We start from the raw sequence: 15,460 nt of genomic DNA, 5'->3' as shown, positions 1-15,460 counted from the left end.
GCGATGGTCCCCCTCCCCAAGCATAGCTTGGGGAGGAATGGGGACTTGCTCAAAACGCCGCGATCCCGGTGATGGCGCGGCCCAGGATCAGCGCATGGACGTCGTGCGCGCCTTCATAGGTGTTGACCGTTTCCAGGTTCATCAGGTGGCGCATCACCTGATATTCACCCGAAATGCCGTTGCCGCCGTGCATGTCGCGGGCGACACGGGCAACGTCCAGGGCCTTGCCGACATTGTTGCGCTTCACGATCGAGATCATCTCGGGCGCGAACCGGCCTTCGTCCATCAGCCGTCCGACACGAAGCGACGCCTGCAGGCCCAGCGCGATCTCGGTTTCCATGTCGGCCAGCTTCTTCTGGTACAGCTGCGTCGCGGCCAGCGGCCGTCCGAACTGCTTGCGGTCCAGGCCATATTGGCGTGCCGCGTGAAAACAGAATTCCGCCGCCCCCAATGCCCCCCAGCTGATGCCGTAGCGCGCGCGGTTGAGGCAGCCGAACGGCCCCTTCAGTCCCTCGACATGCGGCAGCAGGGCGTCTTCGCCGACCGCCACCTCGTCCATCATCACCATGCCGGTGATCGAGGCGCGCAAGGACAGCTTGTTCTCGATCTTCGGCGCGGACAGGCCCTTCATGCCCTTTTCCAGCACGAAGCCCCGGATCGCGCCACCATGCGCCTCCGACTTGGCCCAGATTACGAAGACGTCGGCGATGGGGGAGTTGGAAATCCAGGTCTTGGCGCCCGACAGCACATAGCCGCCATCGACCTTTTTCGCCGTGGTGCGCATGCCCCCGGGATCGGAACCGGCATCGGGTTCGGTCAGGCCGAAACAGCCGATCCACTCGCCGCTCGCCAGCCTGGGCAGGTAACGGCTCTTCTGTTCGTCGGAGCCGTAGGCATGGATTGGATACATGACCAGGCTGGACTGCACGCTCATCATCGAGCGGTATCCGCTGTCGATCCGCTCCACCTCGCGGGCGATCAGGCCATAGGCGACATAGGATGCGCCCACGCCACCGAACTCTTCGGGGATGGTGGGGCCGAGCAGGCCCAGCTGACCCATCTCGCGGAAGATGTCCGGGTCGGTATGTTCGTTGGCAAAAGCGTCGATGATGCGCGGGGTCAGCCGGTCGTCGGCATAGGCGCGCGCGGTGTCGCGGATCATCCGCTCGTCATCGGTCAGCTGGTCGTCGAGCAGGAACGGGTCCGCCCAGTCGAACTTGCCCATCGGGGACATTGGTTTCTCTCCTTATGTCCCCGCTTCTCGGGAAGGCCGGGGGTTTTGTCCACCCCCGGTGCCTATTCCTCCGCTGCAAGGGGAGGGGAACCATGCGCAGCATGGTGGAGGGGTGTCACCCGTGGTGAGGGCAGGAAACCTCGCCGACCGGGGGCCACCCCTCCGTCAGGCCTGCGGCCTGCCACCTCCCCTGCAAGGGGAGGAAAGACCGGCTTACAGCTTGAAGCTGAGCGTTGCGCGCAGGTCGCGACCGGCCAAAGGCGCGAAGTCCTTCAGGACGCTGGCATGGCGGCGCGCATCCACGTCGAAGATGTTGTTCGCCGACAGGGTCAGTGTCGTCGGATTGACCGCGCCCCAGGGCTTCAACTGGACCGAGGCGTTGACCAGCGTGAAGCCGTCGGTCGGCGTTTCCAGGCCCAGCACGCGGGTCTGTTTGAAGCTGCGCTCTACCTCGACGCGCGCATTCACGCTCTCAGAGTGCGCTTCCAGCCCGCCGAGCAGGCGCAGCGGCGGGATGCGCGGGGCGGGGCCGGTGCCGATGATCTGGGCATGGACATAATCGCCCAGCAGGTCGGCATTGATCGCATATTGGCCGATCGTGGCGAGGCGCAGCGAGCCCTCCGCCTCGATGCCGTAATAGCGGGCATCGGCCTGGGTATAGGCGAAGCAGGGCAGGTCGACCTCGCGGCCCGAGGGCGCGGCGGCGGCTTCGCACGGACGCTGCTGGACCAAGGCGTCGTAGATATAGTTGGAGAAGCGGTTGTAATAGGCCGAGGCGTCGAAGCTATAGCCTTCGCCATGCCCGTGGACGGTCGCCTCGATACCCCAGCTCGACTCCTTCTTGAAGTCCGGATTGCCCAGTTCATAAGCTTCGGTCCCGGCATGGGGGCCGTTGGCGAACAGCTCCTCGGCGGACGGCGCGCGCTCGGTGCGCGACAGATTCAGGCCCGCCCGCCAGTCGGGCGCGAAGCCGTAGCTGGCGCCGATCGAGCCTGAAAAGGCGTCGAAGCTGCGCTGGCCCCGGAAGAAGCGGTCGTCGCTGACGGCCGTGCGCGCAGTCAGCGAGGTGTGCTCGTAGCGCGCACCCGCCTCCATCTTGAAGGCGCCGCGATCCAGCTGTTGCAGGGTGAACAGGCCGACCTGCGCGGTGTTGTTGCGCGGCAGGAACGCCTCCTCGCCGCGCACATCGAAGTCGCGGTTGAAGAACTGGACGCCGGACGCGCCCTGCCAGCCGTTCCGCTTGGTCTGGACCAGTTCCAGGCGGCTCTCGATACCCTTGTTGTAAAAGGCGGTGCCGACCTCGCCACTCTCCTCCAGCTCGAAATGGCGATATTCGGCAGCACCGGCGCGCAGGCGGATGCGGTCGAGGAATCCGCCGCCCGTCTCGATCTCGCCGCGCAGGTCGAGGCGGTTCTGGACCAGGCTGAGGCGCGGGGCTTCGGGTTCCTCGCCCCCCGGCGTCAGGGTGTAGCGGACCGGCACGCCGTACAGGCTGTCATAATGGCTGTAGGCGATGCCCAGCGAGCCGGTGTCGGTGATCAGCGACCCGCCGACACCCGCCGTCCAGGTCTCGCTGGCGGTGTTGGGCAGGCGACCGCGAAGGTTCGCGACCCGGCCGAAGTCGAGCGGATCGTTGGGGGCCTGCGCCGCCGACGCCTGCGCCTCGGCACGGGCGCGGGGGGACAGGACATAGCCGCCGATCTTCAGGTCGTCGGTCTTCAGGTACGAGCCATCGGCGTGCAGCACGAACTGCTTGCCGACCGCGACATCCGTCGCGCCCGCCACCGAACGCTCGGTCGCGGCCGAGCCATAGGTCGCCATGCCCGACAGGCGATAACCCTTTTCCGGCACCGAGCGCGGGATGCGCGTGTCGATGACGTTGACCACGCCGCCCACCGCCGACGATCCGAACAGCAGCGCCGAGGGACCGCGCAGCACCTCGACCCGCTCGGCGAGCAGCGGGTTGATGACGACGGCATGGTCGACGCTGGTGTTCGACACGTCGATCGAACCGATGCCATCGGTCAGCACGCGGATACGCTCGCCCTGGAAACCGCGCAGCACGGGGCGTGAGGCGTTGGGGCCGAACGAGGTCGCCGACACGCCCGGCTGGCGCGCCAGCGTCTCGCCGATGGTCGGGCGGATCGAGCGTTCCAGTTCCGCGCCGGTGACGATCGAAGTGCCCGACAGCACATCGGCCTCCGACTGCTGGACCGGCGCGGTCACGACGATCTCGCGGCCGCGATTGGCCGCCGTGGCGTTGGTGGTCTGCGCGGCGGCGGGAGCGGCCAGCAGGCTGGCAAGCGCGGTGACGGACAGGCCGGACAGGAGAACGGGCTTGAACAAGGGACGGCTCCGATTTGTGATGCCTTGCCGACTACAGTCTTGTTACAACATATCAAGGAAAAATTCATGCGCCTGTCATCCGTTCGCCGCGTCCAGGCATAGCAGGACGCGCAACCCGCGCGGTTCCGTCTCCACCGCGATGTCGGCGATCAGGTCGCGGCCGAGCGGAATGTCCGCTTCGGGCAGGGCAGCCAGCCAGCGGGTCAGGGCGGGGCCGGGCATGGCGTCGAGCGTCAGGACGATCACCGATCCGCTGAACGTCACCGAACACCAGGGTTCGACCATGGCGACCGTCAACCGCACCGCGCATCCGGCGCGCGCCGCATGGGCGACCAGCGTGCGGGCCAGCCGTTCGCCACGATCGGCGGGGCGGCGGCTGGAGGTGGTGCGCGGCGACGGGGCGCGCTCGATCCGGGCATGAACGGTCATGCGGTCTGTCCCTTGATGAAGGCGGTGACGCGCGCGATCATCTCAGGCCCCGGCTCGCGTCCCTTGCGCAGGTCGCTGACCAGCCGGGGATCATTGACCGCCAGCCGCCCGAACTTCGTCTCGGGCATGAGGCTGGCCTTCAGATAGCGGTCGATCACTCCCAACAATTCCATGGACATTCTCCCAAAGTCCGATTCTTGTTCCGATGTTCATGATCTGTTCTGATTTCCAACTTGTCTAGGAAAATTCCTATGCCTATATTCGGGAGCATGGCAGGCATGGACATCAGGACGACATTACAGGCGCTTGCGGCGGATGCCGGGGTCAGCCTGGCGGCCTTGTCGCGGATGATCGGCCGCAACGACGCCTATCTCCAGCAGTTCGTGCAGCGCGGCAGCCCACGTGTGCTGGCGGAAGCCGACCGGCGGCAGCTGGCGGAGTTTTTCGGGGTGGCCGAGGCGCGGCTGGGCGCGCTGCCCGAAACCGGACCGATGCTGGTCCCCCGGCTGGCGGTCGCGGCGTCGGCGGGGCCGGGGGCGACGGTCGATGACGAGGTGATGATCGGTGTCGAGGCGATCGATCGCGGGTTGGCGAGGCGGCTGGGGCTCAGCGACGGGGCGGCTTCGGTGATCCGGGTGCGGGGGGATTCGATGGCGCCGGGGCTGCTCGACGGCGATCATCTGGTGGTCGATCAGCGCGACGTCCGGCCCAATGCGCGCGGCGGGCTTTACGTGATCCGGGTCGGCGAAGTGCTGATGGTCAAGCGGGTGCGGCTGGCGGCAGGGGGGCTGGTCGCGACCAGCGACAACCCCGCCGCGCCGCCGGTGCCGGACGGTCCGATCGCGGTGATCGGTCGCGTCGTCTGGCAGATGCGGCTGCCGAGCTGATCCTCCCCGCTCGCGGGGAGGGGGACCGTCGCGTCAGCGACGGTGGAGGGGGATTGCGACGAGGGACGACCTTTGTGGAAGCCCCCCCTCCGTCAGGCCTTCGGCCTGCCACCTCCCCGAACCGGGGAGGATTATGATTTACCTACCCCACCACCAGATCAGCAGCGCCACGACGATCCCGATCGCCAGACCGATCAATACCCCCATGGTGACCTCGCCGGTCGCCAGCCCCGCGACGATCCCGCCGACCACGCCCAACGCGATGAAGATGCCCCCGGCATGAGCGGAAGACTGGGGAGGGCGCGGTATTTGCGGGTCGTTCATGGCGCCATTCCTGCCATGCGCGGGGGCACGAAACCAGCCATCCATGGTCGAAATCGGGTTAACCATTTCAGGGGGTGGTTAAATTCATAACCCGCGCCTAGGGGTGCCCTCCGAAGTTTCACGGCGCGGTTCCGGGGGGAGATTCCATGCGCGATTTTCGCGACGCTTATGTCGCGCCATTCCTGACCGGTCGAGATGTGGCGGACGCCGCCGAGATGATGGAAACCTTTGGCCTGGCGGCGAGCGGCGAAGCCGCTGCCCGCGCCGATCGCAGCCGCGACCAGGGCAATCACATCCATTTCTGTCGCTGGCGCCAGATCGAGCGGCTGATCGACCTGCTGTCCTGCCAGGAGGCGGTCGGCACCGTTCACTAGGTGTCTGGTCGCGACATGTGGTCGATCCGGCCGATGGTGACGACCATGACTTCGGCCTTCACGGCGTCGTTTCCCCCGTCGACCGGCCGGCCTCCGGTCAGAAGCGAAAGCGCAATTCCGCCAGCATGGTCCGGGGTTCGCCCGGGAAGCTGCCGCTTTGCAGCGAGAAGCCGGAGGCGGCATAGCGTCTGTCGAACAGGTTATCAACGCGCAGCATCAGCTCCATGATGCCCAGCGACTTGGTGATCGAGGCATCGAAGATCGTATAGGGCTGTACCGCCTGGCCCGACAGGCTGATCCGGCTCGACAGATATTCGCCACCAAAGCCGATCGCGGTGCCGATCGGGGCGAACTGATAACGGGTCCAGAAGCCGAGCTGGTGCTGCGGCGCATTGGCGAAGCGGTTGCCGACCGCATTGGTCAGCGACTGGCCCGCAACGGTGCCGGTGATCCGGGTGTCGTTATAGGCGTAATTGGCCATCAGCGCCCAGCTGGGCGTGATGTCGGTCGCCAGGTCGATCTCGATCCCCTTGCTCGTCACCTGGCCGATGGGGCGCAGCTGATCCTGCCCGTTGACGGGCGCCAGGCTGGGATCGACCTGAAGCATGTTGCGGCGGACGATCCGATAGACCGCCGCATTGGCCTGGAGCCGCCCGCCCAGCAGCACCGACTTGACGCCGCCTTCGACCTGCCCGCCCGTGACCGGCGCGAAGGGGCCGCCCGCATCGGGATTCTGGTTGGCGGCGCTTTGCGGCTCGAAACTGCCCGACCAGCTGGCGTAGAGCGACACGTCCTTGCGCGGCTTGACGATCGCCCCGGCGCGATAGGTGAAGCGGCCGTCGCTGTAGGACGGGTTCGCGGTCACCCGCCCGGCGGTGGTGGTGGTCACCGCGTCGTCGAACTGGTCGTAACGGACACCGCCGACCAGCAGCAGCGCGTCGGTGACGCTGACCTGATCCTGAAGATAGGCGCCCTTGCGCCGGGTGCGGGTATCCGTCTTGGCGAAGGGCAGGGCGGCGGCGCGGGCCACGTCGCGGCCGGTCGCGGTATAGACCGGCTTGCCGAGGCTCAGCGGCGTGACGCCCGAGCGCAGGATGCGCGAGTTGAGGATGCTGGTTTCGTCATACCAGTCGGCACCCGCCTGGAATTTGTGGACCATGCCGAACAGCGGCACTTTTGCGGTTGCGTTGGCCATGAAGGACAGGCCGTCGACGTCGCGGATCTGGTCGCGGAACTCGCGCGCGATCAGGTCGGAGCTGCCGCTCACGAAGCCGCGGGCCTCGTGATATTGCTGGGTTTCCGTCGCCTTGAAATAGCGCGCGCCCGCGTCGAAAGTGATCGCGTCGCCGATCTCGGTGGCGTAGCGCGCCTGATAGGCCTGCGACTTCAGATGGAGGAAGTCGGTGGGTTCATTGGCGTTCCAGCGGATATCGCCCAGGAAATTGCCGTCATTGTCGACCGGCACGCCGCGCAGCCGATTGCCGCGCAGGAAATTGTCATAGACCGTGGCCTGCACGGTCAGCTTGCCGCCCTGGTTGGTGCGGAAGGACAGGCCGCCATCGCCGATCAGCGACGTGTTCTTCGTATTGTAGCGAAAGGGCTTCATCGCCTCGTAGAAGCCGCCCAGGCGATAGGTGACGACGCCGTCCGCATCGACCTTGCCCGTCGCCTCCGACGAAAGGCCCGCACGATCGTAATTGCCCAGCGTCGCGACCGTGCGCAACGCACTGACCTCGCTGGGCGTCTTCGAGACGTAGTTGATGATGCCGCCCGGCGATCCGGGACCGAAGAACAGACCTGCGGGTCCCTTCAGCACCTCGACCCGGCTGACGGTGAACAGCTGCGGCACCGAGAAACCGATAAAGGGATTGCCGCGCTGACCGTCATAGAAGGACTGGTCCTGTCGAAAGCCGCGAAAGGTGACGCCCGCATAGCTGAAGGCGCTGACGCCCGAGATGTTGCGATAAAGATCGGTCGCGTCGCGCGCACCCTGGTCGGTGATCAGATCCTCATTGATGACCTGCAGCGCCTGCGGAATGTTCAACGGATCCTCGGCTACCTTGCCGACGGTCGTCGTGTCGACCCGGTAGAGATGCTGCGCGCGCCCGGTCACGACGATGTCCTCGCCAGGGGGAGGGGTGTCCGCGATGGGGTCCGTCATCGCCGCCATGGCGGGGGCACAGATCATCAAGGCGGCCAGGCTGGCCGCACCGTTCAGGACATTCATCGCTTAACCCCCTTATCGCTATCGACTCGCATTAACGGCCATAACGTCGGGGCGCAACCATGGTTTGCGGCGGCGCCGCGAAGGACCCGTCAGCCCTGCAACCAGTCGCGCAGCAACATGGTCACTTCGCCGGGGCGCTCGATCGGGGCCAGATGGCCGCAATGGCGGATCTCGTGGAAACGCGCGCCCGTGATGCGGTCCGCCAGCGCGCGTGCGTCGGCGGGCAGGCAGATGCGGTCGCGATCGCCCACCGCGACCAGCGTCGGCACCCGCACCGCCGCGATGGCGGGGGCGATGTCGGGACGGGCGAGCAGGGCGCGTTGCTGCCGCTCGAACACGGCGGCCCCGACGCGCTCGGCCATGGCCTGCACCGGGCCGCTGACGATCGGGGTGAGGGCCGGGTCGGCATGCGGCGCGGTGGCGAGCAGGCCCTGGTCGGCGACGGTGCGCGGGCGCATCTGCATCGAGGCGCGGGTGCCGAACAGCGCCACCCGCTGCACCCGGTCGGGGGCCTGGCGGACGATCTCCAGCACGACATAGCCGCCCAGGCTGACGCCCGCGACCGCGAAGCGCGGCGGGGCATGGGCCAGCACGCGCGCCGCCATCGCCTCCAGCGTGTCGTCGACGGTCAGGTCGCCCAGCATCGGATGGGTGATGTCGCTCAGGTCGACGACCTGTCTTGCCCAAAGCTGTCCGTCGCATCCCATGGCGGGCAGCAGGACGAGGGGCGGCGCGTTGCGGATCATGGCTATGTCTCCCGGAGATTGAGGTTGCGCGGAGGCGTCAGGCGAACAGGGTCAGGAGGCCGCGCGACGGGTCGGTCAGTCCTTCCCAGATCATCTTGCCCGCGACCCACAGGATGACGAGCAGACCGACATAGGCGAGCCAGCGATAGCGCTCGATCACGCGCGCCAGGACATTGGCGGCGAGGCCCATCAAGGCGACCGACAGGATCAGGCCGATGGCGAGGATGCCCGGATGGTCGCGCGCCGCGCCCGCGACCGCCAGGACATTGTCGAGGCTCATCGAGATGTCGGCGACCGCCACTGCCCAGGCGGCGGCCCAGAAGCGGCGCGGGGCCTGTTCGGCGAGGGGATCGTCTTCGCCCGCACCACCGCGCAGCTCGCGCCACATCTTCCACGCGACCCAGACCAGCAGCAACCCGCCCGCCAGCACCAGCCCGACGATCTGGAGCAGCTGCGTCACCACCAGCGCGAAACCGATACGCAGGACCAGCGCGGCGACGACCCCGACCAGGATCACCTTGCGCCGCATCGCCGGGGGCAGCCCCGCCGCCAGCGCGCCGACGACGATGGCATTGTCGGCGGCCAGCAGGACGTCGATCATGACGACCTGGGCAAAGGCGGCGAGCGCGGCCGGAGAGCCGATCGCGGCGAAGTCGGCGACGATATGCTGCCAGAGCGTTGCCATCGGATCAGCCCATCAGCGGGAAGGCGAGAGCCGCCATCCCGACCAGCGTCATGACCACGCATACCACGGCGGCGGGAACCAGCGTGAAGCGCTGGTGATCGGCGAGATCGATGCCCGCCAGGCTGACCAGCAGATAGGTGGACGGCACCAGCGGGCTGAGCAGATGGACCGGCTGGCCCATCAGCGAGGCGCGGGCGATCGCCATCGGCGACACGCCGTAATGCGCCCCCGCCTCGGCCAGGATCGGCAGCATCCCGAAATAAAAGGCGTCGTTCGAGATGAAGAAGGTGAAGGGCAGGCTGAGCATCGCGGTGATCGGCGCCATGTACGGCCCCAGGACCGGCGGGATGAAGCCGACGACTTCCTGGCTCATCGCCTCGACCATGCCGGTGCCCGACAGGATGCCGGTGAAGATACCGGCCGCGAAGATCAGCGAGACGACCGACAGGACGTTACCGGCATGGGCGGCGATCCGCTCCTTCTGCTCGGCGACCTGCGGATAGTTGACGATCATGGCGATGGCGAAGGCCAGCATCATCAGCACCGACAGCGGCAGGATGCCCGACACCAGCCCGGCGATCAGCGCCAGCGTCAGCGCGCCGTTGAACCAGCGCAGGTGCGGGCGGCGGGCCTCGGGGAACTGCGACACGGCCATGCCGGTGAAGGCGGTCGGTTCGTTGGCCTTCACATGGCCGATGCGGCGGCGCTCCTTGCGGCCGAACCAGATCGCCAGGCCGATCAGGAAGGCAAGCCCGGCGATCATGCCGGGGATCAGCGGCAGGAAGAGGGTGGCGGGATCGAGCTTCAACGCGCTGGCGGCACGCGCGGTCGGGCCGCCCCAGGGGGTCAGGTTCATGATGCCGCTGGTGCTCATGAGCAGGCAGCACAGGTACAGCCGGTTCATGTCGTAGCGCTTGTAGAGCGGCAGCAGGGCGGCGATGGTGATGATGTAGGTCGTCGACCCGTCGCCATCCAGGCTGACGATCGCGCACAGCACCACCGTGCCGATCAGGATCGCCATCGGATCGCCATGGACCACCCGCAACAGTCGGTTGACCAGCGGATCGAACAGGCCGGTATCGGTCATGATCGAGAAGAACAGGATGGCGAACAACAACATCACGCCGGTCGGCGCGAGGTTCTTGATACCGTCGATCATCATGTCGCCCAGGCCGGAGGCGAAACCGGCGATCAGCGCGAAGGCGGTCGGCACGACGATCAGCGCGACGAGCGGGGTCATCCGCTTCGTCATGATGAGCGTCATGAAGGTGGCGACCATCAGGAAGCCAAGCAGGGCAAGATCCATCGAAGGATGCTCCAGGGAAGGAGGAAAGGACGTTTCGAGTGTGATGACGGGAGGCCGATCCACCCCTCCCCTTCAGGGGAGGGGCCGGGGGTGGGGCGCTTCCCGCGAGCGCGACGCTTGTGGAGAGGCCCCACCCCAACCCCTCCCCTGAAGGGGAGGGGCTTCGTTCGGATTCAAGTCATGTTCAGAAGGTGACGGCGATGCGGGTGCCGATCGTCTCGCCGCTGTCGGGGCCGGTGAAGGCGCCCGCGCGATTGTCGGTGTCCCAGTGGACCCAGTTGAACTGGAGCCGGGTGAAGCTGTTGAGATACCAGTTGACCCCCGCCGTCGCGGCCCAGCCGCGCCCGCCGGTCAAGAGGCTGGTGTAATCAAGGTTTTCATAGCGCGCGGTCAGCTCGATCGCGCCCGGTCCGCCCTCGAAGATCGGCTTCAGCACGCGCGGCTGGCCGAAGCTGCCGAGACGCGGGTTGTACGGCGGCAGGTCGCCGGTGACGAACCAGCCGCCCGACAGGCTCCACGCCTTGCTGAGGAAATCGGGGCGGCCGCCGGTCAGGCGCGCGCGGCGCTCGCCCGCCTCGGCCATGACCCAGACGGGGCCGACATAGCCGCCCAGTTCCGCGCCATAGCCGGTGGTGCTGCGCCCGCCGAGCAGCGCGCCGGTCGATACGCGCAACGCGCCGTTGAAGCGGCCGCCGATCACCGTGTTGCGGGTCAGCGTGGTCGCCGCCGACGACAACGCCTCATCAAAGCCCCAGAGGCCGACATGCAGGACCGAATGGTCGGTCTTGATCGGGTTCCAGTGCGCGCGGCCCAGCACGGTGCGACTGTCGCTCACCGCTTGGTTGCCGTCGATCCGGTCACCGGTCAGGGTCAGCGAGGCGTGGCCCGTCTTCCAGAACAGGCGCGGCATGATGCCGACGCCGTAAAAGCCGCGCTGCGGGATGATGGCGGTGGAGACGACGGTGCGCTCCATGAACGGCGTCGAATCCGATCCCGTCGAACCCTCGAACCCGCGATCGTTGAACAGGTGCCCGGCGCGCACGTCGTAATCGAGGCCCGGTCGGATGCGGTTGCGCCAGCCGATGAAGGCGGTGACGATATCGACCTCGTTTTCCGAGAAGTCGGACTCGAACTGGTAGAAGAAGTGCGTTCCGACGCCGCCTTCCAGGCCCAGGCGCAGCGCGCGCATCCCCGTGGTCGTGATGTTGCGCCCGTCATAGGCCGATCCGAAGGTCGAGCTGACATCGGTCAGGATGCGACCGCGCGGCTTGAAGGTGTAGATGCCGTCCGCCGAGTGGAAGACGGGCAGGCCCGCGCCCCATTCGGTCGTCACGCCCGCCGCATTGGCCTGCCGCGCCTGCGCGACGTCGCGCTCGGCGGGGCCGGGTGGCACCAGCTGCGGCGCGAAGGGACGGGTCACCGTATCACGACCGATCGTGTCGCTTTGCGCCAGTTGCGGCGCGGGCGGCGTGGTCGGGGCGGGGGCCGTGGCGGCGACCGGAGCGGGCGCGGCAGCGGTCGTGCCTTCCAGCCGGTCGAGCCGGGCGCGCAGGGTCGCGATCTCGGCGGCCTGCTGGCGCACCAGAGCGGCAAGGTCGTCGTTGCTCGGCGTCTGGGCCAGCGCGGGGGTGGCGGCCAGCAGGGCGACCAGCGCGGTGGCGGTTCGGATCGAAGTCATCACTTGGAGGCCTCTTGAGCAAGAGTGGCGCGCCAGTCGGCCAGGAAGCGGCGGCGCTTGATGGTGTCGAGATTGACGAGAAGCTGTGGCCCGACGCGGATCGGGCGCTGCTGTTCGCGCGACAGGCGGGGCGCACGGACATCGGCCCGCACCGGCAAAAGCCATTGCTTCGCGAGCAGCGTCTGCCCGGTGCGCGACAACAGGAAGTCGAGGAACAGCCGCGCCGCCGCCGGATGCCGGGCGTCGCGCGCGATGAAGGCGACGCGCGAGGCGATGATCGTATAGTCGCGCGGGAAGACCACCCGGATATTCGGGTCGCGCATCGCCCGGGTCAGCGCATAGGGGCCGACCACATTGTACGCGATGGCGATCCGCCCCGCCGACACCGCATCCAGCATCGGCTCGGTCGTTCGTGAAAGGATCGGCCGGGTCGCCGCGATCGCCTGCACCAGCGAGCGGGTGTCGCGGGTGATCGCATGATCCTCGGTCAGATAGAGATAGCCGACATTGGACCGGGCGGGGTCATAGGTGGCGGCCTTGCCCATCAGCGCGCCGCGACGGGTGCGGAGCAATCGCTCGAACGCCTCATGGGTGCGCGGCACTTGCGCGGCGGGGATCAGGCGGCGATTGACGACGAAGGCGACCGGCTCGGCGGTGACGCCGTAACCCATATTCTTCCACACCGCCGTGGCGGGGAGCGCGGGTTTTTCCGGGCTGAGATAGCCTTGCGCATAACCGTCGTTGATCAGCTTGGCCTGCAGGTCCATCGCCGAGGACCAGACCAGATCGGCCCCGGCGGCGCGGCGGCGCGCCTCGGCGACGACGCGGTCGTAGATGGTGCTCGATTCCAGATCGTCATAGCTGACCTGGACGCCGGGATAGGTGCGGCGGAACGCGGCGATCAGCGGCTGCATCGCGGAAGTGTCGGCATTGCCATAGATGCGCACCATGCGCTCGCCGCGTGCCTCGTCGACCAGCGCGTCATAGGAGCGGGGATAACCGGCCGGGCGCTGCGCATCGGCGTGAGCGGGCGCGACGGCACCCAGCATCAGCATCGATAGAATTACCATTCGCATCGTTCAGGTCCTCTCGCTTCCCGCCTCTGGGTTCGGGTAAGCTCAATGCCATGGATTATCCCGCCAAGCTGTCATCCGCCTTTCACGCAAGGCCCGCGTCATGCGGATTCTGATCGTCGAGGACGATGCGGCGCTGGCGCGCGGGATCGTCGCGTTGTTGCGCGCGGCGGGCCATGCGGTCGATCATGTCGCGACGGGCGAGGACGCGCTGATGGTCGCGGCGGATGAAGCCTATGCCCTTGTCGTCCTGGATGTCGGGCTGCCCGATATTGACGGCTTCTCGGTGCTCCAGACGCTCCGGCGGCAGGGCAACCGGGTGCCGGTGATGATGCTGACCGCGCGCGATGCGCTGGACGACCGGGTGCGCGGGCTGGACCTCGGCGCGGACGATTATCTGCGCAAGCCCTTCGCGCCGGAGGAACTGGAGGCCCGCATTCGCGCGCTGGGGCGGCGGCGCGGGGGCGATCCCACGCCCGAGCTGGTGGTCGGCGCGCTCGTCCTCGACCGTTCGCGCGGCGCGGCAAGGGTGGGGGAGCGGACACTCGACTTGCGTCGCCGCGAATGGGCGGTGCTCGACGCGCTGGCCACCCGCGCCGGGCAGATCGTGCCGCGCGAGACGCTGCAATCCGAGGTGTTCGGCTATGACGAGCCGGTCGGCCCCAACGCCATCGAGGTGAACATTACCCGGCTGCGCGGCAAGCTGGCCCCCGATGGCCCGGCGATCCGCACCGTGCGCGGGGTCGGCTATATGCTCGATGCCCATTGAGCCTCCACGCGGGCGCGCCGTAGCGCTGCGCACCCGGCTGCTTGCCGCGATGCTGGCGCCGATGCTGGCGATCGCGGTGCTGCTGGGGTTGGCGGGGGCGACGCTGATCGCCGATGTGGTTCGCCGGACCAACGACCGCGTGCTGGGTGGCGCGCTGGGCGCAGTGGCCGAGACGGTGCAGGTGGAGCGCGGCGAGGTGACGCTGGACCTGCCCGCCGCCGCTTTCGGGATGCTGGAGAATAGCGAGCGCGACAATGTCTATTACCGGATTGCGGTAGGGGGACGGCTGCTGACCGGCTATGCCGATCTGTCCGCGCCGAACATCGGTGAACTGGCACTCGACACGCCGCGCTTCCGCTTCGCCCGCTACCGCGATCAGGATATCCGCATCGCCGAAGTGCGCCGCGCGCTGCCCCGCATCGACGCGCCGGTCATCGTGCAGGTGGCCGAGACGCTCGACGGTCGCCGTGCGCTGCAACGGCGGCTGGTGGTCGCGCTGGTGCTGGGCGAGTTGCTGCTGGTGGGCGTGGCCATGCTGCTGATCCGCCCCGCGCTCGCCTGGAGCCTGCGGCCGCTGGCGGGCTTGCGCGGCGCGGTGGCGGCGCGGGACACGCGCGCGACGCCGGACCTGTCGCCGCTCGATACCGGGCCGCTGCCGGTCGAGCTTCGCCCGCTTGCCGATGCGTTCGACCATCTGCTCGCCCGGCTGGACAGCGCGACGGCGGGGATGCGGCGCTTTACCGCCGACGCCTCGCACCAGATGCGCACGCCGCTCGCGGTGCTCAAGGTGCAGGTCGCCCTGGCAAGACGTGGCAGTCCGGCGGCACTGGGCGAGATCGCCGACGCCGCCGATCGGCTGGAACATCTGGTGACGCAGTTGCTGGCGCTCGCCCGTGCCGAGGAGGCAGGGGTCGCGCCACCGCGTGAACGGGTCGACCTGCGCGAGGTGGCGGTCGCCGTCATCAACCGCCGCATCGCCCAGGCGATCGAGGCGGGGGTGGAAATCCATCTCGACGCACCCGCCGACATTGCGATCGCCAGCCACCGCACCCTGTTGTTCGAGATCCTGTCCAACCTGCTCGACAATGCGATCCGCTATAATCGTCGCGGCGGTCAGGTGATGCTGACGGTGTCCGACGAAGCGGGGGAGGGGATCAGGATCGACGTGGCCGATGACGGCCCCGGTCTGCCCGATGCCGATCTGGCCCGGCTGGGCGAGCGCTTCACCCGCCTGTCGACCGCCCGCGACAGCGAGGGCAGCGGACTGGGCCTCGCCATCGTCCGCTCGGCCGCATCGCGGCTCGATGCCGCATTGGAGATCGTGAATACCCGCCCGGGCCTGCGCATCACGTTGCGCTTTGGTGCTGTGCTCGGACCGTGAT

The 15,460-nt window shown here is 67.8% G+C and carries 15 protein-coding genes; 4 read left to right on the top strand and 11 right to left on the bottom strand.

What is annotated here, in order from left to right; translation table 11 throughout:
- Window positions 1-49: 49 nt before the first annotated feature.
- The 4 genes from BSZ14_RS01630 to BSZ14_RS19820 form a co-directional block, all read right to left on the bottom strand.
- Window positions 50-1,234, bottom strand: coding sequence for an acyl-CoA dehydrogenase (locus BSZ14_RS01630; protein ID WP_076709465.1), 1,185 nt, complete (start codon window positions 1,232-1,234; stop codon window positions 50-52).
- Between the two features lie 213 nt (window positions 1,235-1,447).
- Entirely contained in the window at window positions 1,448-3,580 is a 2,133-nt protein-coding gene (locus tag BSZ14_RS01625) for a TonB-dependent receptor (RefSeq protein WP_076709463.1), read from the bottom strand.
- Between the two features lie 75 nt (window positions 3,581-3,655).
- Window positions 3,656-4,009 (bottom strand): hypothetical protein, encoded by a 354-nt coding sequence (locus tag BSZ14_RS01620; RefSeq protein ID WP_076709461.1) that lies wholly within the window; start codon window positions 4,007-4,009, stop codon window positions 3,656-3,658.
- On the bottom strand, window positions 4,006-4,182 hold the full coding sequence (locus BSZ14_RS19820) for a hypothetical protein (RefSeq protein WP_167334730.1): 177 nt from the start codon (window positions 4,180-4,182) through the stop codon (window positions 4,006-4,008). Before BSZ14_RS19820 ends, BSZ14_RS01620 begins: the two co-directional genes overlap by 4 nt.
- Before the next feature lie 105 nt (window positions 4,183-4,287).
- On the opposite strand from BSZ14_RS19820, the gene BSZ14_RS01610 reads away from it, so the two are divergent.
- Window positions 4,288-4,896: a S24 family peptidase gene (locus tag BSZ14_RS01610; protein ID WP_338012064.1), complete on the top strand. Its 609-nt coding sequence runs from the start codon at window positions 4,288-4,290 to the stop codon at window positions 4,894-4,896.
- A gap of 138 nt (window positions 4,897-5,034) precedes the next feature.
- Here the strand turns inward: BSZ14_RS01610 and BSZ14_RS01605 are convergent, their stop codons facing one another.
- A complete protein-coding gene (locus tag BSZ14_RS01605; RefSeq protein WP_042490725.1) occupies window positions 5,035-5,220 on the bottom strand; it encodes a hypothetical protein in 186 nt (61 codons plus the stop codon).
- Between the two features lie 146 nt (window positions 5,221-5,366).
- On the opposite strand from BSZ14_RS01605, the gene BSZ14_RS01600 reads away from it, so the two are divergent.
- Window positions 5,367-5,594, top strand: a complete 228-nt coding sequence (locus BSZ14_RS01600) for a hypothetical protein (protein ID WP_042490723.1) — start codon at window positions 5,367-5,369, stop codon at window positions 5,592-5,594.
- Between the two features lie 97 nt (window positions 5,595-5,691).
- Here the strand turns inward: BSZ14_RS01600 and BSZ14_RS01595 are convergent, their stop codons facing one another.
- From BSZ14_RS01595 to BSZ14_RS01570, 6 genes are all read right to left on the bottom strand, one after another.
- Window positions 5,692-7,821, bottom strand: a complete 2,130-nt coding sequence (locus tag BSZ14_RS01595; RefSeq protein WP_076709456.1) for a TonB-dependent siderophore receptor — start codon at window positions 7,819-7,821, stop codon at window positions 5,692-5,694.
- Window positions 7,822-7,910: 89 nt separating this feature from the next.
- Window positions 7,911-8,567 (bottom strand): alpha/beta fold hydrolase, encoded by a 657-nt coding sequence (locus BSZ14_RS01590; RefSeq protein WP_076709454.1) that lies wholly within the window; start codon window positions 8,565-8,567, stop codon window positions 7,911-7,913.
- Window positions 8,568-8,604: 37 nt separating this feature from the next.
- Window positions 8,605-9,252, bottom strand: a complete 648-nt coding sequence (locus BSZ14_RS01585) for a YjbE family putative metal transport protein (protein WP_076709452.1) — start codon at window positions 9,250-9,252, stop codon at window positions 8,605-8,607.
- Between the two features lie 4 nt (window positions 9,253-9,256).
- Window positions 9,257-10,558 (bottom strand): CitMHS family transporter, encoded by a 1,302-nt coding sequence (locus BSZ14_RS01580; protein ID WP_076709450.1) that lies wholly within the window; start codon window positions 10,556-10,558, stop codon window positions 9,257-9,259.
- Window positions 10,559-10,742: 184 nt separating this feature from the next.
- On the bottom strand, window positions 10,743-12,236 hold the full coding sequence (locus BSZ14_RS01575; RefSeq protein ID WP_076709449.1) for an OprO/OprP family phosphate-selective porin: 1,494 nt from the start codon (window positions 12,234-12,236) through the stop codon (window positions 10,743-10,745).
- Window positions 12,236-13,312 (bottom strand): ABC transporter substrate-binding protein, encoded by a 1,077-nt coding sequence (locus BSZ14_RS01570; protein ID WP_076709447.1) that lies wholly within the window; start codon window positions 13,310-13,312, stop codon window positions 12,236-12,238. The genes BSZ14_RS01575 and BSZ14_RS01570 overlap by 1 nt, the downstream gene beginning before the upstream one ends.
- 100 nt (window positions 13,313-13,412) lie before the next feature.
- Between BSZ14_RS01570 and BSZ14_RS01565 the strand changes: the two genes are divergently transcribed.
- On the top strand, window positions 13,413-14,078 hold the full coding sequence (locus BSZ14_RS01565; protein WP_042490696.1) for a response regulator: 666 nt from the start codon (window positions 13,413-13,415) through the stop codon (window positions 14,076-14,078).
- Entirely contained in the window at window positions 14,068-15,459 is a 1,392-nt protein-coding gene (locus BSZ14_RS01560) for a sensor histidine kinase (RefSeq protein WP_076709446.1), read from the top strand. The genes BSZ14_RS01565 and BSZ14_RS01560 overlap by 11 nt, the downstream gene beginning before the upstream one ends.
- Window position 15,460: the final 1 nt, after the last annotated feature.

The organism is Sphingomonas sp. Sph1(2015), from assembly GCF_001970915.1.
Classification (GTDB): Bacteria; Pseudomonadota; Alphaproteobacteria; order Sphingomonadales; family Sphingomonadaceae; genus Sphingomonas; species Sphingomonas parapaucimobilis.
Note: the sequence above shows the minus strand (reverse complement) of the source record. Positions and strands in the feature narration are given on the sequence as shown.